Source organism: Micromonospora sp. AB353 (assembly GCF_049538395.1).
GTDB classification, from domain to species: domain Bacteria; phylum Actinomycetota; class Actinomycetes; order Mycobacteriales; family Micromonosporaceae; genus Micromonospora; species Micromonospora aurantiaca.
In genome coordinates this window covers 21,723-43,838 of sequence record NZ_JBMVFV010000048.1, presented here as the reverse complement: position 1 = coordinate 43,838, position 22,116 = coordinate 21,723, and the positions used below count along the sequence as shown (strand labels likewise).

The following is a 22,116-nucleotide window of genomic DNA, read 5'->3' as shown; positions in this document are numbered from 1 at the left end:
AGTGCCGGCCGGGTCGGCGGCCCGCCAGCGTCGCCGCGCGCCGCGCGGCAGCACCAGGGCGAGCGCCGCCACGAGCACCACCGCCCCGCCCGCCACGGCGGCGGCCAGCAGCGCCCGGTCCCGGGCCGAGTCCCGGCGGGACTGGCGGGCCAGCGCGGCCGGATCCGGGCGGTCCTCGGGGAGCGCGGCACCCGGCCGGGTACGGGAATCCGTCGCGCCCGCCGACTCGGTCACCGCCCGGTACGGGTTCAGCACCCCCGCGCCGTAGCCCGCGTCCCGCCCCGGTGCCGGGTCGGCGGCGGCCACGATCCGCCCGGCCACCTCGTCCGCGCTCAGCCGGGGCCGGTACTGGCGCAGCAACGCCGCCGTACCCGCCACGAACGGGGTGGCGTAGCTGGTCCCCTCCGCCCGCTGGTGCCCCGACCGGGGCGCCGCCATCAGCACCTCGCTACCAGGGGCGACCACGTCCACGTACGAGCCGGTCTGGGAGAACGCCGAGCGTGTCCCGTCCCGCCCGATCGCGCCGACGCCGAGCACCCCGTCGTACGCCGCCGGGTACGGCCGGGGATCACCGTTGTCGTGCAGGTTCCCGGCGGCGGCCACCACGACCACGTCCCGCCGCACCGCGTAGGCGACGGCGGCGCGTACCGCCGGGTCGTCGGCGTACAGGACCACGGAGAGGTTCAGCACGTCGGCGTCGTGGTCCACGGCCCAGCGGATCGCCCGGGCGAACCCGGCCGCGTCGACCGTACGCCCCGACTCCCGTCCCTCGACCACCTGCTGCTCGCTGACCCGTACCGGCAGGATGCGCGCGTCCGGCGCGAGGCCGCGGAACGCGACGCCGGGCTGCGGCGCGGCGGCGATGATGCTCGCCACCCCGGTGCCGTGCCCGGCGCAGTCCCGGGTGCCGTCCCCGCCCCGGTCGAGGAAGTCGGCGCCGTCGAGTACGCGGCCGGCGAGCTGCGGGTGGGACCGGTCCACACCCGAGTCGACGACCGCGACCACGACTCCGGCGCCCGTCGCGAGCGGGGTGAGCCGGTCCGGGGCGTACCGCTGCTGCGGCCACGGCTGGTCCGCGACCGGGCGGGCCGGCGCGGGCGGCGAGGCGCAGCCGGCCGGCGCGCGAGCCGCCGACGCGGTGGCCGGAACTCCGGTGACGAGGAGCGTCGCCAGGGCGGCCACGACGGGGTACGCGACTGGCCGAGACATCGACGACCTCCGTAGCGTGTCGGCTCCGGAACGGGATGTTAGCGCCTCTCTCACTCCGGGGCCGCCCGTCGATGGGCAGAAGTCCTGATCTTGCCGCCACCTTGTAGGTTGTATGCGATGCCTGTGGCCTGTTCGCGGAAGGAGAGGTGGCCGTGACCGGATGGGAGCCGGCCACCGAGGCCGAGGTGGCGATGCGGGATGCGCTGCGCGCGCAGGACCAGCAGCAGTACTTCCGCGTGCTGACCCGTGTCGATCTCCTGCTTCCGATCGCGAGCGGGCCGTCCGCCGGGTGGGGCACCTGGACCGCCGGGGGTCGCACCCACGTCCTGGCCTTCACCTCCGTCGCCGCGCTGCGCGCGAGCCTGGGGGAGAACGCGGGTGCCACCCGCCGCGTCCCCTACCCGGATCTGGCGGCCGGCTGGCCCAACCCCGAATGGTGGCTGGCGGTCAATCCCGGCCTGCCGATCGAGGGCTACCTGCCCGCCTGGTACGTGGCTCAGCTCTCCCGGGGCGACGTCCGCCTCCCCGGCCGCACCATGGGCGCCCGCGCCCGGCTGGAACGGGTGGAGAACGCCACCCGGGGGGCCCGGAACACGGTGCCCGAGGCCGCGCCCCGGCCGCCTGCCGTTCCCGTCCCCCCGGCCGCCGTCACGCCCGCGACCGTGCCCCATGCCGCCGTCCCGCCGGCCGCTGTTCCGCCACCGGCCGTGCCGCCACCCGCGATGCCGCCCCCGGCCGTGCCGCCGGTCGCCGGTGCGCCCGGCCGGGACGAGCGGCTGATGGAGGCCGGTGAGCCGCCCACGGTACCGATGCGGGCCGCCTCGGTCCTGGGGCGACGGCTGCCCACGGTGCCGCCCCGCCGCCGAGGGCCGGACGGCGACGTCCCGAGCCGGACCGCTCCCGGTGCCGAGCCGGACACGGACGCCCTCGACGGCTGGCTCACCGACCTGCGCCGCCGCCCGGACGAGCCGGACCCGTTCGCCGCCGCCCCGGAGGCAGCCGCCGACGAGCCGCCGACGGCCGCCGCCGCTCCGCCGCCGGCCCGCTCCTTCTTCGAGCCCTCGTCCGGTGGCCGTTCGGCCCGTCGCCCGTCACCGCTGGATCCGTCGCGCCGGGCCGGTGAGCGTGCCGCCCCGCCGACCCGGTTCGCCGGCGGACAGCCGTTTCCGCGCCGGCGGCCGCTGAACGAGCCGGTACGCGAGGGCCCGACCGAGGCCTTCCCGACACGGACGGACGAGCCGTCGACCGTGCCCCGATCGGAGGAGGCCACCCAGGCGTTCCGGCCGACCCGCCCGTCCGAGGACGCGACCGAGGCGCTGCCCCGGCGGCACGCCGGCCCGGCCCCGGCCGCGCGGACCGCCCCGGCCACTGCGGCGCAGGCCGGACCGGCTACCGCCGCGCACGTCGGACCGGCCACTGCCGACGGGTGGGGGGCCGCGCCGGGCAGCACGGATGGTGACACCGCGCGGTGGGAGACGCTCGACGAGCCGATGGAGGAACTGCCGCCGTCGATCGCCGAACCGGTGTCCGCGCCGCCCGTGTCGCGCCGCGATTTCACCCCCATCGTCATCGAGGGCACCGTCATCGAGGCCCGCGACCTGACCGAGCCGGAGCCGGTCCGGTCCGCGCAGCCGACCGGCCCGATGCGTGCGGAACCGGCCGAGGGCGGGCCCTGGGCCGGCACCGCCGACCCGACGATGCCGCTCTCCGTGGACCGTCCGGTCGCCGACGACACGGTGAACCTCGCCGAGCCGGCGCCGACCCACCTCGGTGGACCGGACCGGAGTTCGGAGCCCGACGAGTCGACGGTGTCGCTCGCGTCCGCGTCCGAGCCCACCACGTCGCTGTTCGAGCCGTCGTCCTCGGCCGGCGAGGTCACGGCGCCGCTGTTCACGTCGTCATCGGCCGAGCCGACCGTCTCGCTGTTCGACCCGGCGCCCGCCGAGCCGACCGCGCCGCTGACCGGTCCGGCTGAGGGCGAGCCGACTGCGCCGCTGTCCACGTCGCCGGCTGAGGCTGAGCCGACGGTGTCGCTCACGTCGGCGCCCGAGCCGACCACGTCGCTGTTCGAGGCGTCGTCCTCGGCAGACGAGGCCACGACGTCGCTGTTCGCGTCATCGCCGGCTGAGCCGACGGTCTCGCTGTTCGACCCCGCACCGACCACGCCGCTGTCCGATCCCGCTCCGGCGGAGCAGCCGACCGTCTCCCTCTTCGAGCCGGCGGCCAGCGACGACGAACCTGTCACCACGTCGCTGTTCGCGTCCAGCGACGCCACCGTCGCGCTGTCCCCGCCGACGGCGGAGCCCGCGGCACCCGCCACGCCAGACGATCCGCCGGCCGCCGAGTTCGTACCGGCGAACGACGTCGAGGAGGACCTGCTGGCCGCCGCGGGCAGCGGCAGCACCGACGGTTTCCTCACCACCCTGCTGCTGGCCCGGGTGCTGCTGCCGGTCGCGCCCGACTCGGCCACCGGCAGCCGGCCGGGCGACGCCGGCTTCGTCTGGCATGCCGACCACGTCGACGGCGAGCGGTGCGTCTCGGTCTACACCTCGCCGGAACGCCTGGCCGAGCACACCGAGGGCCAGATCGAGACGGTACGGGTCAAGTTCGTGCAGCTCATCCGCAGGTGGCCGGACGCGGCCTGGTCGTTCCGGGTGAACCCGGGCAGCCCGGTCGGCGCGACGTACCCGGGGGAGCAGGTTCTGGCGCTCGCCAACTGGGCGGCCGAGGTGGGTCTCGGCGACGACCCGGAGCCGGCCGCCGCGCCGCAGCCGGCGGAACGACAGCGCCCGGAGGCGCCCACCATCGCCGCGAACCGGCCGGTGACCATGCAGAAGGCGATCGCGGCGAGCCAGCTCGCGTACTACCTGGAGCGTGGCTACGACCGGGTCTCCGGATTCGTGCACCGGGCCGGGGAGCTGGCGCATCTGCGTACCCCGGCGGAGCTGTACGGCGCGCTCGGGCTCGGCCACCCGGGCTCGCCGTTCTCCCCCGACGACGAGGAGATCTACCTGCTGCGCTGGCCCGCCTACCGGCCGAGCCTCTACCGGATCCCGTACGGCGGCCCGAACGAGGCGGCGATGCGGGCGATGGAGGGCTGGGTGATCGAGCGGCCCCCGTTCCGCGGCAACGGCTTCGCGCCGGGGGAGAGCAGCGACGTGATCGCCGAGTTCAAGGTGGACAGCGCCCGGCTCCCGCACGGCGCCGAGCTGTGGCGGGTCGGCGCCGACGGCGACAGCAGGCTGGTCGCCGTCCTTGACACCGACGAGCTGCTGTGGCGGAAGGCGGGCGAGGCGTGAGCCGCGACGGCTACGTGGCCCGCTGGCGGGGCCGGGAGTACCAGGCCAGCCCCGACGGCGACGACATCCGTCTCTACCAGCCCGGCCCCGGCGAGGGATTCACCGAGGTACGCCCCGGCCGGTACGTCCGGGTGGTGCCGGCCGCCGAGGTCGACGATCTGGCGTACGTGCGGACCACCTGCACCTGGCAGGGGCAGCCGTTCATCGTGCTGGCCGAGCACGAGGGCTGGCTGCGGGTCGAGTACACCGGTGGGCGCTGGCCGGTGGCCGAGGCGATGGGGCTGGAGGCGTTCGACTTCGGCGTCTACCAGGGCTGGGCGCCGGCGGCCGAGGTGGCCGACCTGGGCGAGCAGCGGGTCTGAGTCAGGACTTCGCCCAGCGCAGGATCTCGCCGAGCACCACGTCGCGCGCCTCCACGTGCGGGAAGTGGCCCACGTCGTCGAGCAGCCGCCACTCGTACGGTGCGGTGACGTAGCGGCCGGAGCCCTGGGCGGTACGGGGAAGTGAGGCCCGGTCGAGGGCGCCGTGCAGTTGCAGGGTCGGCGTGACCAGCGGCTTCTGCATCAGCTTCACGAAGCGGTAGCCGTGCAGCCGCAGCACCGAGCGGAATGCCCAGCGGTAGCCCTCCATCGCGCAGAACGCGGCCTGCGGGATCTGCATCGCCACCCGGCAGCAGTGCGCGTAGTCGGCGAAGTCGGGGCCGGACACCCAGCGCGGCCCGCCCCACCGGCGCAGGATCTCCTCCACCTCGGCGGCGTCGTCGCGGGTCAGCACGTGCTCGTAGCGGGGGAGCTGGAACTTCAGCGTCGCGGTGGCCGAGGTGAACTGGCCGCGCGGGTCGGCGAAGATGGCCGCCCGCAGCCGCAGCGGGTGCGGCGCGCCGAGCACCACGAGCCGCCGGACCAGGGTCGGGTGGAAGGAGGCGGCGGTCCAGCCGATCAGCCCGCCCGCGCCGGTGCCGACAACGGTCGCCGACCGCTCACCGAGCGCCCGGATCAGGCCGGCGACGTCGGCGGCGAGCGTGTAGCCGTCGTACCCCCTGGGTGGTTTGTCGCTCGCGCCGTAACCGCGCAGGTCGACCGCGACCGCCCGGAAGCCCGCGTCGGCGACCGCCGGCAGCATCTCGTGCCAGGCGTACCAGTATTCGGGGAAGCCGTGCAGGAAGAGCACCATCGGACCGGTGCCCGCCTCGACGACGTGGAACCGGCTGCCGTTGGCGCCGACGAACCGGTGCGTCCACGGCCCTTCGGGCAGGACGCAGGAGTCGTCGACGGGTCCGCCGCGCTGGTCGGTCATGGGGCACAGCCTAGGGCCGCCGGTCACCCACCGGACCCGCAGGTGACGAGGATCAGGGATTTCTCCGGGCGGTCACCTGGAACCGCGCACCCGGGCCGACTCCCGGCGTCGTGCGCGGCCTGCCACCGGCTGTCACTCCTCGATGATCCGCATGGGGATGCCCGGTCCGCAGTCGACGGAGCGGTCCCGTGCGGTGAGCCGCAGCGTGACCAGGTCGCCCTTGCGCAGCTCACCGGCGTTCGGGCCGTACACCGCGTACTCCGTGCCGTTCTCGTCGATCAGGCCGTAGCACGGCCCGGAGCCGCCCCGGGTGATCCAGCCGGCGACGACGCCCGTCGGCCGGTTGTCGGTCGGCGTCTTCGGCGGCCCGGTGGGCCGCCGAAGCGTCGGCAGGTCGGTCGCGGACAGCGGGGTGGGGTGATCGGCGGGCGAGGCGGGGCCGCTCGCGGCCGGCTGGTGGTCGTCGGACACGGATCCTCCGTCTCGGCCGCGCCGGCGATCAGCCCGTCGCGGGGCGGCCGGCAGCGTGGTGCGGGTGTCGAACGGATGGGACGCGGGCGGGGTACGCCGGGTTCCCGGAAAGGGCGATGCCCGGGCGGGTGAACCGCCCGGGCATCGTGTGGTGCGTCGATCAGTGGATCAGGAGAAGCGGACCTTCAGCGAGGTGCCGTTCTGCTCCAGAACCTTGATCTTGGTGCCGGTGGCCGGGAGCTTGACACCGTGGTTCGGCAGCTCCGGGTACCAGTACTGCTTGGTGTCGTCGAACAGCGGCTGCGCCGCCTGGCCGCGGATGTACTGCGGCTGGCTGTTGAGGTGCAGCGTGAACGAGTCGGCCTTCTTCAGGCTGAACGGCGCGTCGTAGACCTGGACGCGGGCCCGCCAGGGCGCCCCGGTCAGGTTGTAGATCGGCCGCGGGTGCGCGTCGATGATCATGTTCCGACCCTCACCCGGGTGCGCGAACGTGTCGTTGTCCGCGAACCGGAGGTTCCAGTAGGAGATCAGCAGACCCTCCTGGTACGCGTAGTGGTCCACGTAGTCCGGGCGAGTGTTCGCGTAGCCGAAGAAGTACGGGCCGGTCTTGAGGTACTTGTCGTACGAGACGTACGACCGGTTGCCGGCGATGTAGTAGTTGTCGAACTTACGGGTGTAGGTCTCCTCGACGATGCTGAAGCCGCTGAGGGTCCAGCCGTTGGCACCGGCCTCGGCGCCGTCGGTGAGGAGGGTCTGACCGTCGGCGGTCACGGTGATCGCGTCACCGTAGAAGCCGCCCTCGGAGACACCGCCGTCCGTCTGGTAGCGCAGCCGGAACTGCACGACGTTGCCGGCGACCGCGTCCATCGGGATGTTGACGTCGACCCACTGGTCGTTGCTGGAGCCGTCCAGGGCGTAGCGCCCGGGGGAGATCTCCTTCAGCGGGGTGCCGTTGGCCGTACCGGGCAGCGAGGTCCAGGTCTGGCCACCGTCGGTGGACGCCTCGAAGAACAGGTAGTCGTAGTCCGCCTCGATGCTGTAGCGACCCTTCATCGACAGCGCGGCGCTGGTCTTCCCGGTGAGGTCGACAGTGCGCGTCATCGTGGTGTTCAGGTCGTCGTCGTTGCCCGAGAAGAACTGCTTCGTACCCTCGAACGGCTTGCCGTTCTGGAACGTGTACTCCCGCTGCGGCAGCACCACCACGGCGGCCTGGGCCTTGTTGGAGTTGTACTCCTGCGGGCCCAGCTCCAGGGTGCGCTTCTGGCCGGCCACGACGACCTCGTAGTCGAGCCAGCCGAGCTGGAGCTTGTTCCAGGCGCCGAGGTCGCCACCGCGCTCGCCGATGCCGCCGTCGTTCTTGGCGCCGAGCCGGCTCTGGGCCATCAGGGTCCAGTGCTCGTTGTTGTTGTCCCCGCCGCTGACCACGTTGTAGTCGTCCGGCAGACCGAGGTCGTGGCCGTACTCGTGGTAGAAGACGCTCCGGCCACCGTTCTCCGGCTGGATGGTGTAGTCACCGATCCAGACGCCGGTGTTGCCGATCTGGGTGCCGCCGGCCGGGAAGTTCTCCGGGCCGGTGTTGCCCTGGTCGCTGGCGAAGGCGTACCACCGGTGGCTCCAGATGGCGTCCTCACCCTGGTACGGGTCACCGTCGGCCTCGTCACCGCCGGCGTGGACGATCTGGAAGTGGTCGATGTAGCCGTCCGGCTCGTTGAAGTTGCCGTCGCCGTCGAAGTCGTACCGGTCCCACTCGTCCATCGCCTTGACGTCCGCGGCGATCTCCGCGTCGGAGCGGCCCTGCGCCTTCTGGTCGGCGACCCACTGGTTGGCGGCGTCGCGGACCAGCGCCCAGGTGTTGGTGCAGACGTTCGAGGCGCACGGGTAGCCGCCGGAGCGGCCGTAGCGAGCCTCGTTGTACCGCACCTTCACCCAGTTGGTGACCTCGCCGTCGACGCTGTACCGACCCGAGGACTGGGCCTCGTAGTACTGCTTCAGCGACTCGTCACCCGGGTTGGTGCCGAAGTACAGCTGCCGGTAGTGGTCGGCGCTGTAGTCGGCCTGCCACACCGTCGAGTTGTCCACCGCCCGGTTGGGCTGCGGAATCTGGTTGCGGAGCGGACCGTCGAACCGGGTCGGGCCCGGGGTGTCCGGGTCGGTGTCCTGGTCCGGGTAGTTCGGGTGCCGCTCGTCGCCGAACTCCGCGAGGATGACGAAGATCTTGTCGGTCCGCTCGCGGGAGAGTTCGACGTACTGGTCCTTGGTCGGACCCTTGCCGGCCTTGGTGCTCTTGGCGGACCTGCCCGCCGCGGCACCTTCGGCAGCCCGCTCGCCGACCTTGACGACCGTGCTGCCGTTGATCTTCTGGGCCTTCGCCCTGCCGGACAGGACCTCGCTCAGGCCCTCCTGGCGCAGCGCGCGCCGCTTCTCCTCGAGCGGGTTGGGCAGGTCGTGCTCAGCCTGCGCAGGCTCGGCCACCGACGGAGCGGCGGCCGGCAGCTTCAGCGTCGGCGCGGCGCTGGCGGACGTGCCTGCCATCAGCCCCGTCGCGGTCAGCGAAAGCCCGAGCAGACCCACTGCGACTTTGCGCACGTGGTACCTCCGGTGTGAGGGAACCGGCCCAACTGGGGGTACGGGCCGGTGGAACGTCCCACTAGTGGGACCAAGGGTGAACATAGACACTGCTGCGACTGGTGGGAAGATGTGTGCGTCGATTTGTAGCAACTTTTTGTTGGGGATGCTTTCCGCCGTCACACGCCGCACCGTCACCGAGCCGTTGACCAGCGGCGATGCGTCGATCATGTAGTGCAGTGACAGTCATGGATCAATTGGTTACGCGGAAGGGCCGGGAGCGCTCACGCTCCCGGCCCTTCCCCCATCGATGCCGTTCAGATCATTTTTCGGTCATTCCGGTTCCGGTTTGACCGTACCGTTCAGCTCCGCGGCGGAACCACGTACACCTGGGCGTACGAGTTGTCCTTGGCGGCCCGCTTGATGATGATCGAGACGCCGTACTGGACGCCCGCGTCACCCGGGTTGCCGGTGCCGAGCACGATCGCCCCGCCACCCAGCGTCGAACCGTAGTAGTCCGTCGCCGGAGTGCCGTCCGGGTTCACCACCCGGGTCGTGTACTGCTGGTTGCCCCGCGACGGGATGACCACCGAGGCGTCGTTGTCCCGCGAGTAGGCGGCGCCGTCACGGATCTCGATGCCCGGGTACCAGCCCTTGGCGTCGGTGAAGCCGCGCACCGGAGCCTGCGGGCCGAACTTCGTGCAGTACTCGCTGTACGGCTCGTCCGCCGCCTCCAGGCACTCCTTGAACGGGTACGTCGGCTTCAGGCCGAACGCGGCGTTGGAGGACTGCGGCCGGCTGGGCAGGTTCTTCAGCACCGACGGGTCCTTCTCGGCCGCGACGCCCTTGCGGCGCAGCGGGTCGTTGTGCGAGTCGACGATCAGCAGACCGCCCTTGGCGCCGTAGCTGGGCAGCGCGGTCATCTGCGCGGTGACGTGGTTGACGTCGCCGAGCTGGGTGTCCCGGTACCAGACCAGCATGCCCGGCGCGTTGTACGCGATCCGGTCGACCTTCCAGGCCTCGTGCGAGTAGACGGTGTCGTAGGTGTACTTCAGGCCCTTGTCGAAGCCGTCGAAGTTACGCCACTCGGCCAGGTAGTAGTGCGACTTCACCTGGGTGCCCGAGTCGATGTACCAACCCGCGCCGCTGGTGTCGGTGAAGGTGCCGCCGGTCTGGGTCCAGCCCGCCGCGCCGCTCTCCACGTCGTCGCTCCAGGTGGTGGCGCCGCCACCGGTCACCGAGAAGTCGTCGGCGAACCAGCCGCGCTCCTGGAACGCCTCGTCGGTCGCGTAGCGCAGCCGCACCTGCACGGTCTGCCCGGCGTACGACGACAGGTCGACGTAGTCGTGCCGCCAGTCGCCCGTGCTGCCGGTCAGGCCGTACTTCTTGTTGCCGAAGTCGACCATGCGGCCGTTCGGGTCGGCGTAGCCGTCGTTCGTGGAGACGAGCGCGCCGCCCTCGGCGTACACCTTCTGCTCGCTCCAGGTGGCGCCGCCGTCGGTGGAGACCTCGACGAAGCCGTAGTCCCAGTCCGCCTCGATGACGTAGTTGTTCCACATCCAGAACTTCGCGTCCGCGGCGTTCGGGACGGACACCGTACGGCTGAGCTTGACGTCGGCCCACGCCTGGTCGGCGCCGGAGTACCACATGTTCGAGCCGCTGTGCGGTGTGGCCAGCGAGATCACCTTGTCCGGCAGGTCGATCTTGATGCCGTCCTCGGTGCCGACCGGCGTACGCGACGTCTGCCCGAGGTTGACCAGCTTGGACCGGTCGCCCGGCCCGAACGTCTTCGGCTCGGCCCAGCCCAGCACCCACTTGTCCCAGAGGCCCATGTGCGTGGGCAGCGCCTGGAAGATCTCCCCGGAGTGCGAGCCGGACGCCATCAGGTCCCAGAAGTCCACGTCGGAGTCGGCGTTGCCGGAGGTGTCGTAGAGGTCCGGCAGACCCAGGTCGTGCCCGAACTCGTGGGCGAAGACGCCGACGCCGGCGTCCTCCGGCTGCACGATGTAGTTCGACACCTTCAGGTTGGTGCCCGGGATCGTGTAGCCACCGGCCACGGTCGAGGAGTGCGCCCAGACCGAGTAGATGCCGACGTCGCCGCCACCGCGGGACTTGCCCTGGTTGGCGTGCACCAGCACCAGGTGGTCGATCACGCCGTCCGGCTCGTGGTAGTTGCCGTCGCCGTCGCGGTCGCTCTGGTCCTCGATGTCGTAGTCGGCCCACGGGAAGTCCGGGTCGGACGCGGCCAGTGCGTCGATCGCGTCGGTGGCGAGCCGGCCGGCACCCTGCGGGTTGTCCGGGTGGCCGTTCATCGACTGCTCACGCCCGGCGACCCAGTTGCCGTTCTCGTCCTGGAAGCAGCGCGAGGCGGCGTACCAGCCCTCCGAGTGCGGCACCGTGATCCACGGGCTGGCCTGCCCGTCCACGGTGTACGCGCCCTTGGACATCTCGAGGTACATGTTGTGCATGGTCCGGCCGGCGAGGCTGATGCCCGGCTTGCCGTCCGGCCCCTTCAGATCCTTGCGGACCCGCTCGGTGATGCCCTTCTTGCTGTACAGCATCTTGTCGTAGTGGGCCGGCGAGAAGTCCGGCACCCACATCGAGTTGTTGTCCTTGTGCGGCAGCGTGGCCGGGTTCGGGATCGTGTTGTGCCGCGGCCCGTTCTGCACGGTGCCGGGAACGCAGGTGCGGTCCTCGAACACCGTCTTCGGGACCATCACGTTCGTGAAGTCGTCGTTGGCCTGGTCGTTGAACTCGACGAGCAGCGTCAGCAGCTTGGCGGTCTGCGTACTCTTCGCCTTCTTGATCTTGCGAGGGCTCTGGCCGGTCCGGATGGACTTGGCCTCCAGCTTGGCCAGCTCGCGCGCCGCGATCGGGTTGCCCCCGGCGTACTTGCGGTCGTAGGCGCGGGCCTCGTCCGCCGGCGAGGAGAAGATGCCGTCGCGGCCCTTGACCTCCTTGCCGCCGGTGTCCGGCTGGACCTCGGGCTCGGCGTAGTTGATGTAGTGCTCGTCCGCCCCGATCGTGACCGGTGCGGACCGGGCCGGCTGAGCCGCCGCGCTGCCCGTCACGGTCAGCGACGTGGCCGCGAGCGCGATGGCGGGCAGTGCGACGAGTAAGCGTCGCCGTGCCCTGTGCTGCGACATGGGGAGCATGCCACTCCGTTCGTAGGGAATGGTGAGGGACCGGCCGTCTCAGTGACGCTCGTCGAAATCCGCCGGCTGGCTGAACGTAACCGACGACGAGCGACATCGACAGAGCTGATCAGGCCCTCTGGCCGATCAGGTCAGTCCCGGCTCCCCCGATCGACCGGCGCGGATCCCGGACGCGACGAGGGGGCGGACCGTCCGGCGGCCCGCCCCCTCATCGTCGGTCGGCGTCAGTCCTCGTCGGACCTCCCGCCGCTCATCCCCGACGAGATCAACTCCATCACCGAGGAGTCTTGGAGCGTGGTCACGTCGCCGAGCGACCGGTTCTCCGCCACGTCCCGCAGCAGCCGGCGCATGATCTTGCCGGAGCGGGTCTTCGGCAGCTCCGGCACCAGCATGATCTGCCGCGGCTTGGCGATCGGGCCGAGCGTCTTCGCCACGTGGTTGCGCAGCTCGGCGATGAGCTGCTCGCCCGCGTCACCGGAGATCTCCGCGCTGCCGCGCGGGATGGCGAACGCGACGATCGCCTGGCCGGTGGTCGGGTCGGTCGCGCCCACCACCGCCGCCTCCGCCACCGACGGGTGGCTGACCAGTGCCGACTCCACCTCCGTGGTGGAGATGTTGTGGCCCGACACCAGCATCACGTCGTCCACCCGGCCGAGCAGCCAGATGTGCCCGTCGTCGTCCTTCTTCGCGCCGTCACCGGCGAAGTAGACCCACTCGTCGCCGGTGTTCGCGCCCGCGCCGAACCGGGACCAGTACGTCTCCAGGAACCGGTTGTCGTCGCCCCAGATCGTCCGCAGCATCGACGGCCACGGCTCCTTCAGCACCAGGTATCCGCCGCCGCCGTTCGGCACCGACTGGCCCTGGTCGTCGACGACGTCGGCGACGATGCCGGGCAGCGGGCTCATCGCCGAGCCGGGCTTCGCCTCGGTCACACCGGGCAGCGGCGAGATCATGATGGCGCCCGTCTCGGTCTGCCACCAGGTGTCCACCACCGGCAGCTCGCCGCGGCCGACGTGCTGCCGGTACCAGATCCACGCCTCCGGGTTGATCGGCTCACCGACGCTGCCGAGCAGACGCAGCGACGACAGGTCGTACCCGGCCGGGATGTCCTCGCCCCACTTCATCATGGTGCGGATCAGCGTCGGCGCGGTGTACAGGATGGTCACCTTGTACTTGTCGACGACCTCCCAGAACCGGCCCTTGTGCGGGGTGTCCGGCGTGCCCTCGTACATGACCTGGGTGGCGCCGTTGGAGAGCGGGCCGTACACGATGTAGGAGTGCCCGGTCACCCAGCCGATGTCGGCGGTGCACCAGTAGACGTCCGTCTCCGGCTTCAGGTCGAACACCGCGTGCGTGGTGTACGACGCCTGGGTCAGGTAGCCGCCGGTGGTGTGCAGGATGCCCTTCGGCCGGGCGGTCGTGCCGCTGGTGTAGAGGATGAACAGCGGGTGCTCGGCGTCGAACGCCTGCGCCTCGTGCTCCGGCGACGCCGTCTCCACCGTCTCGTGCCACCAGTGGTCCTTCGCCGACCAGGCGACCTCCTCACCGGTACGCCGGACCACCAGCACGTGCTCCACCGACGGGCAGTTCGCCACCGCCTCGTCCACCGTCGGCTTGAGCGCCGACGGCTTGCCCCGGCGGAAGCCGCCGTCCGCGGTGATCACCACCTTGGCGCTGGCGTCCTGGATCCGGTTGGTGAGCGCGTCGGCGGAGAAGCCGCCGAACACCACGCTGTGCGTGGCGCCGATCCGGGCGCAGGCGAGCATCGCCACCGCCGCCTCCGGGATCATCGGCAGGTAGATCGCCACCCGGTCACCGGCGGTCACGCCCAGCTCGGTCAGCGCGTTCGCCGCCTGACAGGTGAGCTTGTGCAGGTCGGCGTAGGTGACCGTACGGGTGTCGCCCGGCTCGCCCTCCCAGTGGATCGCCACCTTGTCGCCGAGGCCCGCCTCGACGTGCCGGTCCAGGCAGTTGTACGCCACGTTGAGCCTGCCCCCGGTGAACCACTTCGCGAACGGGGCGTTCGACCAGTCGAGCACCTGCTCCCACGGCTGGGCCCAGGCCAGCCGGCCGGCCTGGCGCTCCCAGAAGGCGAGCCGGTCAGCGGCCGCCTCCTCGTACGCCTCGGCGGTCACGTTGGCGTTCGCGGCGAGTTCAGCCGGCGGCGGGAACTGGCGCGTCTCGTTCAGCAAGTTGGCCAATGCCTCGCTCATGCGGTGACTCCTTCGTCGCGTGACCTGCGTCTCCTACTCCGGGGAAGGTTAGTCCCGCCGTACCCCGCCCGCGACCGCCCGGCCCCTCACCGCGCGCCCAGTGGCCCTCCCCTCGCGCCGAGGTGTAAGGAAGGGCACCTTATTAACGCCTCCGGTAGAGGAAGGGCCCTTTATTAACAACCCCGGGCTTGGGGGGAGCCCGGCGGTCGCTAGCGTGACGGGGTGACCACCGATCCGCTCGCCCCGCTGCTCGCGCTCGCCGACGTCGCCACCGCCGTCGAGCAGGCCCGCGAGCGGGTCGACCTGGCCCACCGGCACCGCGCGCTGCGCCGCCAGGGCGGCCAGGTCGCCGCCGAGGTCAGCCTCCGCTCCGCCGTGGCCAGCGCCGCGCTGGAGGGCCGCGTCCACGACCGCGAGGAGGTACGCGCCGGCACCGTCACCGACCCGGTGCTCCAGGGCGCGCTGCGGGTCGCCGGGGCACTGCCCGGCCTCAGCGACCTCTGGCCGAAGGCCCCCCGGCAGGTGATGGCCCGGCTGCACGTACTCGCCGCCCGCGACGTGGTGACCGAGGAGGAACTGGGCCGGCCGGTCGCCGACCCGGTGGTCGCGGCCCGCCTCGACGGCCTGGCCGCCCTGGTCGCCGGCGGCACCAAGGTGCCACCGCTGGTGCTGGCCGCCGTCGTACACGGCGAGCTGCTGAACCTGCGCCCGTTCCCGGGCCCGTCCGGGGTGGTGGCCCGCGCCGCCGCCCGGCTGGTGCTGATCTCCACCGGGTTCGACCCCCGCGGGCTGGTCGCGGTGGACGTCGGTCACCGCGAGCGCGAACCCGAGTACGTGGGCGCGGCCGGCGCGTTCGCCACCGGCACGCCCGACGGCCTGCGCTCCTGGCTGCGGCACTACATGACAGCGGTGGAGGTCGGCGCCGACCAGATCACGCTGATCGGCGACGAGATCCTCGCCGCGTCCTGACGGGCGCGGGGTGTCAGGCGGTGGGTGCGGCGGCGCGGGTGCGGCGGTGCCGGCCGTACCAGGCGATGCCGATGGCCACGCCGACGCCCACGCCGAGCGCCGCCGCCGCGACCGGCACCGCCGGCCGCTCGCGCAGCCGGCGGCCCAGCGGGATCGGGTGCCGGAACTCCAGCACCGGCCACGCGTTCTCCACCGCCAGCTTGCGCAGCGCCCGGTCCGGGTTGACCACCGTCGGATGCCCCACGCACTCCAGCAACGGCCGATCGGAGTACGAGTCGGAGTACGCGTACGAGTCGGCCAGGTCGTAGTCGCGCTCCAGAGCCAGTTCGCTGACCGCCTCGACCTTGCTCGGGCCGGCGGCGTAGAACTCGACCTCGCCGCTGTAGCGGCCGTCCACCACGCCCATCCGGGTGGCGATCACGTCGGTGATCCCGAGCAGCTCACCGATCGGCCGGACCATCTCGTCGCCGGACGCGGAGACCAGCACCACGTCCCGCCCGGCGGCCTGGTGCTCCTCGATGAGGGCGGCCGCTTCGGCGTACACGTAGGGGTTGATCAGTTCGTGGAGTGTCTCCGCGACGATCTGGCGGACCTGTTCCACCGGCCAGCCCTTGCAGAGCGTGGCGAGGTAGTCCCGGGTGCGGGCCATGGTCTGCTCGTCGGTGCCGCCCAGCCGGAACATCAACTGCGCGTACGCCGACTTGACCACGTCACGCCGAGTGATCAGCCCGTCCCGGTAGAACGGCCGACCGAACGCCAGGGCGCTCGACTTGGCGATGACGGTCTTGTCGAGATCGAAGAAAGCGGCGCTACGGCCCACGGCGCGAAAGTCTAGCCCGACCGGAGGCGTCGAGGCGTCCGCCCGGGTCGCGAAAGCCGATGAGCACCCGGTGGAGTGACGGCGGTCACAGGTAGCTATCGATGAATTTAGCTTTGCGTGGAGTGAACAACACTCGACGTATAAGGGTCGACTGCGGCATGCTTGTCCTCGCGACGGGAGTTCGCATACCCGGCGCCGATGGGCCTCGGCGGTTGCACCCCCCGTAACCGCTGAGTCGGTTCGGCTCGACCCCCCCGGAGCCGAACCACAAGACGACCCCCGTCTCCCCCCGACGGGGGTCGTCCCTTTGCGTCTGCAGTGAGATCAGGGCGCGTAGCCGGGGTCGGCGACCGCCTCGGCGATCCGGGTGAGCCAGTACAGGTCACTGGCCCGGGACTCCGTACTGGCCTCCGGATTGAGGATGCTGCCCAGAAAGGCCGCGACGTCGTCGAGGTGTCGCTCACTGCGGTAGTAACTCAGCAGGACCGGGTCCGGTTCCAGCGCCCCGTAGCCTTCGCGGAAGAGCTCGGCCCGGCGTGCGTCGATCGGGTGGTCGCCGAAGTCGGCGCTGTAGACGAACATCAGGTCCCGCTCGCGCGGCGCGAGGATCGGCGCGTCCCAGTCCACGACGTGCAGCGGCCCGTCGCCGTCGGCGATGAGGTTGCCCGGATGGATGTCGGCGTGGCAGATGACGTGCTGCCCCGGCGTCACGCGCGACCCCAGGTCGTCGACGGTCTCCGCCAACCGGTGCAGCGCGGCGCCGTACCGCTCCCAGAAGGCACCCAGGACCTCGCTCGTCGCGGCCTGTACGCCGAGGGTCCGCAGCCGCTCACCCGCACCCGATCGGTAGGTCTCGACCGGCAGGACGGCTGCTACCTCCGCGCTCGGCGTGACCCGGTGCAGCCGGCCCAGGAAATCGCCGTACTCGGTCCACTGACGGTCGGTGAGACCGCGCCCCCACAGGCTGCCGCCGTCGTGGAACGGGTAGAGCAGTAGCCGATAGTCCCCGTACCCGCGCCCGGCGCCACCGTGGTCCAGCGGCGCCACCACCTGCCGAAGGCCCTGTGCGCGCAGAAAAGAAGGCAGCAGGACGGCGGCCGGGGTGAAGTCGCCCCGCCGTACCTTCAGGAAGTAGCGCCCGCCGACGGACGTCTCCACCCGGTACGCCCATGCCTGCCCGTCGAGCCCGACCGGCATGAACACCAGGTCGACGACGTCCACCGGCCAGGCGGCGGCGACCTCGGCCGCCAGCGTCCGCTCGTCGATATCAGGCTTGTCGATCACCCGACGGAGCGTCGCAGCCGCCGGTCGGGCCCGGCAAGGGAGTTACCGGATCACCGCGCGTAACGTCCGCCGGTCCGGCTCGAAGCACACCAGCCCTCGGCCCCGCTCGTCGGTCACGACCCACGGATGACCGACGTACGTCTGCTGCCGGTAGGACTGCCCGGGCCGGAGCACCGCGTACTGCTGGCGCCGGCCGTCGTAGTTGATCCAGTGGACAACGGCTGTCGACTCCCGGGTGTTGACGAAGTCGATGAAGGTCGACGGACCACCGCCGTGCGAGCGCAGCCGCGACTCGCGGGAGGCCGGCAGCGGGGCCAGTTCCCCGGGCCCGACCACCGGCGGCTTGGGCCGGGGAGGCGTGGGCTTCGACGAGGTCGGCCGGCTGCTCGGGGTGGGGCGGCGGGTCGGTGCGGCGGTGCGGCTGGGCGGCACGGCACGGCTGGAGAACGACACCGACGGCGGCGCGTAGGACTCAGCCGGCATCTCGGTCACCGAGCCCGCCCTGGTCGGGGACGCCAGGATCGCCTGGCCTTCGAGCGGCGGCGGGAGGTCGGGGCGACGCGGTGTGGCGAAGACGCTGACGATGCTCGCCAGCACCACGACCACGAGTCCGATGGCGATGGCGGCGAGCAGCGTCGGCGACGGATCGCGGAGCCAGATCTCGTTGCCAGCCGCGGGGGCGGACCGTGAGTGGGGTCGTACCGAGGGGGGCGTGAGGGGGTGCGGTGAATCGGTCATGGCCTCGATTCCGCAAGCCGGTGCCGTTCATCGAGCGGCGAGGGGCCCCGATTATCCGTTACTGATCGTCCCCGTCGTCAATGGCCGACGGGCCACTCGTTGCCTCCGTCCCCGGCACATAGCAGATCAACCGGGCCACCGAGGTCTGTCCACAACGACCTCCGTTGTCCACAGGGCACCCGTCTCACCTCCTCCGGCCGGGCAGGCTGCACCCCGGCACGTCCGAGTCCGACTGATGGAGGCCGCCATGCCGCCCCGTACCCCGCTCCCGCCGTACCGTCGCCTGCCCCTGCTCGTCACCTCCGACGGCGACCTTCTCGACGAGCTGTTGCGACTCGCGGCGGCCGGCGGCACCGAGGTCGAGTTGGCGGCCGACCCGGCCGCCGCCCGGGCCCGCTGGGCGCCGGCGCCGCTGGTGCTCATCGGCGCCGACCAGGCGGCGGCCTGCCTGCGGGCGCGCCTTCCCCGCCGCGCCCGCACGGTCCTGGTCGGTCGCTCCGGAGAGCTCGATCCGGGTACGGAGTTGGCCGAACTCGTCGGCGCGGAGCACGTCGCGACGCTGCCGGCGGCTGAGCCCTGGCTGGTCGACCGGTTCGCCGAGTGCGTGGCCGGTCCGGCGGGCCCGGGTCAGGGCCGGGTGGTGGCCGTCCTCGGCGGCCGGGGCGGTGCCGGAGCCAGCGTGCTGGCAGGTGGGCTCGCCGTCAGCGCGGCCCGGTCCCGGCTCCGCACGCTGCTCGTCGACGCCGACCCGCTCGGCGGTGGTCTCGACCTGGTGCTCGGCTGGGAGCAACTCGACGGGTTGCGCTGGCCCGAGCTGGCCGGCACGGACGGGCGGGTCGACCCGCCGTCGCTGATCCGCGCGCTGCCCAGCCGGGGCGACCTGGTGGTGCTCTCCTGGGACCGGGGCGACCTGCGGCACCTGCCGGCCGAGGCGATGGCCGCCACCGTCGACGCCGGCCGGCGCGGGCGGGACCTGGTCGTGCTCGACCTGCCCCGGCACCTCGACGACGCGGCGGTGATCGCGCTCCAGGCCGCCGACCGGGCGCTGCTCGTCGTACCGGCCGAGCTGCGGGCGGCGGCCGCCGCGGCCCGGGTCGCCGCCGTCGCCGCGCCGCACTGCGTGGACCTGTCTGTCGTCGTGCGTGGTCCGGCGCCCGGCCGGCTGCGCGCGGCCGAGGTGTCCCGGGCGCTGGGGCTGCCGCTCGCCGGCACGCTGCGACCCGAGCCCGGGCTGTGCCGCGGGCTGGAGCGGGGCGAGGCGCCGGGCGCGAGCGGGAAGGGGCCGCTCGCCGTGCTGTGCCAGCGGCTCGTGGGCGAGCTGGTCGGGTCGTCCGCAGCGGGTGCGGCGTGACCGCGTCTGCCGACCCGGGGGAACTGGCCGCGCGGGTCCGGCACCGGTTCGCCGCCGAGGCCACCCCGGTCACGCCCGCCGCGATCGTCTCCGCGGTACGCGCCGAACCGGCGACGGCGGTGCTCGGCGACACCACGCTGCTGCGGATCGCCGACCGGGTGCACGACGACCTGGTCGGCGCCGGTCCACTGGCACCGCTGCTCGCCGACCCGCAGGTCACCGACGTACTGGTGAACGGGGTGCGGGTCTGGGTCGACAGGGGACGGGGCCTTCAGCAGGTCGCCGTGCCGTTGGGCACACTCGACGACGTACGCCGGTTGGCGCAGCGCCTCACCTCGGCGGCCGGGCGCCGGCTCGACGACGCCTCCCCGTACGCCGACGCGCGCCTGCCCGACGGCACCCGGTTGCACGCGGTGCTGCCTCCGGTAGCGACCGACGGGCCCTACCTGTCGTTGCGTACCTTCCGGCAGCGGCCGTTCACCCTCGACGAACTCGTCGAGCGCGGCACAGTGCCCCGGCCGGTCGCCCCGCTGCTCGCCGCGCTCGTGGCGGCCCGCCTCGCGTACCTGGTCAGCGGCGGCACCGGATCCGGCAAGACGACGCTGCTGAACACGCTGCTCGGGCTGGTGCCCGGCACCGAGCGGATCGTGCTGGTGGAGGACGCCGCCGAGCTGCGTCCGGTGCACCCGCACGTGATCGGCCTGCAGGCGCGGACGGCGAACGTCGAGGGTGCCGGTGCCGTCGGGCTCGGCGACCTGGTCCGGCAGGCGCTGCGGATGCGACCGGACCGGCTGGTGGTGGGCGAGTGCCGGGGCGCCGAGGTGGTCGACCTGCTGGCCGCGTTGAACACCGGCCACGACGGCGGGGCGGGAACGCTGCATGCGAACGCCCCGGCCGACGTTCCGGCCCGGTTGGAGGCGCTGGGGATGCTCGGTGGCCTGCCCCGGCTCGCGCTGCACGCCCAGGTCGCCGCCGCGTTGCAGGTCGTCCTCCAGCTCCGCCGCACCGGCGAGGGACGTGTCCTGGACTCCATCGGCCTGCTGCTGCCCGACGGGCCCGACCGGGTGGTGAGAGTGGTCCCGGCCTGGGTACGCGGCAGGGGTCTCGGTCCGGCGGCCCGGGCGCTCGCCGACCTGCTGCGAGAGCGGGGAACGCCGGTGCCGCCGATCCTCCAGGCGGCGTGGCCCACCCCGGCGGAACCGTCGTGACCGGCCACCTCTGGCCGGCGGTCCTGCTCCTGGCCGCCGCGGCGGTGGCCGTCGCCTGGCCGGTGCGGGCCGGTCGCGCCCGGCGCCTGGCGGTCCTGGTCGAGGCAGGCACCCCGGCCGAGCGGGCGAAGGGCTCGCGTTCAGCACCGCCGGACCCGCCACGGCGGCCGCTCGACTCCGGGCCGAAGGCGTCCGCCCGTCCGCCAGCGCCGGCGCTCTCCGCCGGACGCGTGCTGCCGGTGGCGGCGCTGGGTGGTGCCGTGATCGGGGCGCTGCTCGGTGGCCCGGTGGCCGCCGTGGTGCTCGCCGCCTACGGCGTGCTCGCGGCCCGGGCGGTGCTGCGCCGGCGTACCCACCGGACGGCCGACCTCGCGCACCGCCGCGATCTCGACCGGCTCGCCGCCGTCGCCGCCGACCTGCGGGCCGGGCTACCCGCCGACGGCGGTGTCGACGACGGCCCGGGGCGCGTCGCGCGGCTGGCCCGAGCCGCCGGAAGACTGGCCGACCGGACCGGCGCGCCGCTGGCCGATCTGCTGGAACGGATCGAGGCCGACGCCCGCGCCGCCGACCGGGGACTTGCCGCTGCCGCCGCCCAGGCCGCGGGGGCGCGGGCGACCGCCTGGCTGCTCGCCGCGTTGCCGCTCGGCGGGATCGGGCTCGGCTACGGCATCGGGGTGGATCCGGTGGCGGTGCTCTTGCACACGCCGGTGGGTGCGGGCAGCGCGGTGGCGGCGGTCGTGTTGCAGGTCGGCGGGTTGCTCTGGGCCGAGCGGCTCGGCGTCACGCCCGGGCGTGACGCCTGATGTCGCGCCAGGTGCTGGCCGCCGTCTGCCTCGGCGGCGCCGCGTCGCTCCTGGTCGTCGCCGGCCCGGTCGTCCGCCCGGCGCGGCGGCTGCGCCGGCTCGCCCCGGCTCCGTCGCCGGCTCGCCCGGCGTGGTGGCCGGATCGGGTACGCCTCGGCGCAGCGCTGGCCGGGATCGCCGTGGCGGTGGTGGTCGGCGGGGTGACGGGCGTGGTCCTCGGGCTGCCGGCCGGTGTCGTCGCCGACCGTCTGCTGCGCCGGATCGAGCCGCGCGCCGTCCGGGAACGGCGACTGCGGGAGACCGCCGACCTGCCGCTGGCCGCTGACCTGCTGGCCGCCGCGCTGCGGGCGGGCGCGCCGGTCGACCGTTCGGTGCTGGCTGTCGCGGAGGCGCTCGGCGGGCCACTCGCGGACCGGCTCGGCCGGGTGGGCCGGACGCTTCGGCTCGGTGGCGGCCCCGGCGAGGCGTGGGCGCACCTGGACGGCGTCGCCGGTGCCGAACCCGTGGTCGCGGCGGCGATCAGATCGTCGAACAGCGGCGCCGCCCTGGCCCGCGCGCTGACCCGGCTGGCCGACGACCTGCGTGCCGAACGGTCGACCGCGGCCGAGGCGGCGGCCCGCCGCGCGGGCGTGCTCATCGTGCTGCCGCTCGGGCTGTGCTTCCTGCCGGCCTTCATTCTCGCCGGTCTGGTGCCGGTGATCGTCGCCGTTCTCGGCGACGTGCTGTGAACCATCG

At 73.0% G+C, this 22,116-nt stretch carries 16 protein-coding genes; 7 read left to right on the top strand and 9 right to left on the bottom strand.

All coding sequences use genetic code 11. The annotated features are described in order from the left end of the window. Positions 1-1,209 (bottom strand): type VII secretion-associated serine protease mycosin (mycP, locus tag ACPCK6_RS19680; protein ID WP_423481836.1); only part of this gene is annotated, 1,209 nt, incomplete at its 3' end. Between the two features lie 152 nt (positions 1,210-1,361). On the opposite strand from mycP, the gene ACPCK6_RS19675 reads away from it, so the two are divergent. Then, positions 1,362-4,508 carry an SseB family protein gene (locus ACPCK6_RS19675; RefSeq protein WP_194802021.1) on the top strand — a complete coding sequence of 1,049 codons (3,147 nt, stop codon included), beginning with the start codon at positions 1,362-1,364 and terminating at the stop codon, positions 4,506-4,508. Further along, positions 4,505-4,870 carry a UCP033725 family protein gene (locus ACPCK6_RS19670; protein ID WP_121684991.1) on the top strand — a complete coding sequence of 122 codons (366 nt, stop codon included), beginning with the start codon at positions 4,505-4,507 and terminating at the stop codon, positions 4,868-4,870. The genes ACPCK6_RS19675 and ACPCK6_RS19670 overlap by 4 nt, the downstream gene beginning before the upstream one ends. A 1-nt stretch (position 4,871) precedes the next feature. On the opposite strand, the gene ACPCK6_RS19665 is transcribed toward ACPCK6_RS19670, so the two are convergent. From ACPCK6_RS19665 to acs, 5 genes are all read right to left on the bottom strand, one after another. Then, positions 4,872-5,804 (bottom strand): alpha/beta fold hydrolase, encoded by a 933-nt coding sequence (locus ACPCK6_RS19665; protein WP_423481835.1) that lies wholly within the window; start codon positions 5,802-5,804, stop codon positions 4,872-4,874. 132 nt (positions 5,805-5,936) lie between these two features. Next, entirely contained in the window at positions 5,937-6,275 is a 339-nt protein-coding gene (locus ACPCK6_RS19660; RefSeq protein ID WP_194802019.1) for a hypothetical protein, read from the bottom strand. 168 nt (positions 6,276-6,443) lie between these two features. After that, the gene (locus ACPCK6_RS19655) at positions 6,444-8,846 is read right to left on the bottom strand and encodes an immune inhibitor A domain-containing protein (RefSeq protein ID WP_423481838.1); all 2,403 of its coding nucleotides are present in this window, start codon (positions 8,844-8,846) and stop codon (positions 6,444-6,446) included. Positions 8,847-9,202: 356 nt separating this feature from the next. Then, entirely contained in the window at positions 9,203-11,986 is a 2,784-nt protein-coding gene (locus ACPCK6_RS19650) for an immune inhibitor A domain-containing protein (protein ID WP_423481834.1), read from the bottom strand. A 233-nt stretch (positions 11,987-12,219) separates the two neighbouring features. Beyond that, a complete protein-coding gene (gene acs / locus ACPCK6_RS19645; protein ID WP_396882038.1) occupies positions 12,220-14,208 on the bottom strand; it encodes an acetate--CoA ligase in 1,989 nt (662 codons plus the stop codon). 222 nt (positions 14,209-14,430) lie between these two features. Here acs and ACPCK6_RS19640 point away from each other — a divergent pair, with 222 nt between their 5' ends. Continuing rightward, positions 14,431-15,177: a Fic family protein gene (locus ACPCK6_RS19640; protein WP_135242913.1), complete on the top strand. Its 747-nt coding sequence runs from the start codon at positions 14,431-14,433 to the stop codon at positions 15,175-15,177. A 13-nt stretch (positions 15,178-15,190) separates the two neighbouring features. Here the strand turns inward: ACPCK6_RS19640 and ACPCK6_RS19635 are convergent, their stop codons facing one another. From ACPCK6_RS19635 to ACPCK6_RS19625, 3 genes are all read right to left on the bottom strand, one after another. Further along, positions 15,191-15,997, bottom strand: coding sequence for an HAD family hydrolase (locus ACPCK6_RS19635; RefSeq protein WP_013283636.1), 807 nt, complete (start codon positions 15,995-15,997; stop codon positions 15,191-15,193). 324 nt (positions 15,998-16,321) lie between these two features. Further along, a complete protein-coding gene (locus ACPCK6_RS19630; protein ID WP_423481833.1) occupies positions 16,322-17,281 on the bottom strand; it encodes a phosphotransferase enzyme family protein in 960 nt (319 codons plus the stop codon). 42 nt (positions 17,282-17,323) lie between these two features. After that, positions 17,324-18,019, bottom strand: coding sequence for a VHL beta domain-containing protein (locus tag ACPCK6_RS19625; protein WP_423481832.1), 696 nt, complete (start codon positions 18,017-18,019; stop codon positions 17,324-17,326). Between the two features lie 247 nt (positions 18,020-18,266). Between ACPCK6_RS19625 and ssd the strand changes: the two genes are divergently transcribed. From ssd to ACPCK6_RS19605, 4 genes are read left to right on the top strand one after another with little or no spacing between them, the layout of a single operon-like run. Next, a complete protein-coding gene (gene ssd, locus ACPCK6_RS19620) occupies positions 18,267-19,370 on the top strand; it encodes a septum site-determining protein Ssd (RefSeq protein WP_396882041.1) in 1,104 nt (367 codons plus the stop codon). Continuing rightward, on the top strand, positions 19,367-20,578 hold the full coding sequence (locus ACPCK6_RS19615; RefSeq protein WP_423481831.1) for a TadA family conjugal transfer-associated ATPase: 1,212 nt from the start codon (positions 19,367-19,369) through the stop codon (positions 20,576-20,578). Before ssd ends, ACPCK6_RS19615 begins: the two co-directional genes overlap by 4 nt. Then, positions 20,575-21,381: a hypothetical protein gene (locus ACPCK6_RS19610; RefSeq protein WP_396882043.1), complete on the top strand. Its 807-nt coding sequence runs from the start codon at positions 20,575-20,577 to the stop codon at positions 21,379-21,381. Before ACPCK6_RS19615 ends, ACPCK6_RS19610 begins: the two co-directional genes overlap by 4 nt. Further along, the gene (locus tag ACPCK6_RS19605) at positions 21,381-22,109 is read left to right on the top strand and encodes a type II secretion system F family protein (RefSeq protein WP_396882044.1); all 729 of its coding nucleotides are present in this window, start codon (positions 21,381-21,383) and stop codon (positions 22,107-22,109) included. The genes ACPCK6_RS19610 and ACPCK6_RS19605 overlap by 1 nt, the downstream gene beginning before the upstream one ends. Positions 22,110-22,116: the final 7 nt, after the last annotated feature.

What these genes read in the sequence shown, in the direction of transcription:
- ACPCK6_RS19625 (WP_423481832.1), bottom strand. Translation starts at nt 18,019, where the DNA reads ATGACCGATTCACCGCACCCCCTCACGCCCCCCTCGGTACGACCCCAC.
- ACPCK6_RS19650 (WP_423481834.1), bottom strand. Translation starts at nt 11,986, where the DNA reads ATGTCGCAGCACAGGGCACGGCGACGCTTACTCGTCGCACTGCCCGCC.
- ACPCK6_RS19605 (WP_396882044.1), top strand. Translation starts at nt 21,381, where the DNA reads ATGTCGCGCCAGGTGCTGGCCGCCGTCTGCCTCGGCGGCGCCGCGTCG.
- ssd (WP_396882041.1), top strand. Translation starts at nt 18,267, where the DNA reads ATGCCGCCCCGTACCCCGCTCCCGCCGTACCGTCGCCTGCCCCTGCTC.
- acs (WP_396882038.1), bottom strand. Translation starts at nt 14,208, where the DNA reads ATGAGCGAGGCATTGGCCAACTTGCTGAACGAGACGCGCCAGTTCCCG.
- ACPCK6_RS19665 (WP_423481835.1), bottom strand. Translation starts at nt 5,804, where the DNA reads ATGACCGACCAGCGCGGCGGACCCGTCGACGACTCCTGCGTCCTGCCC.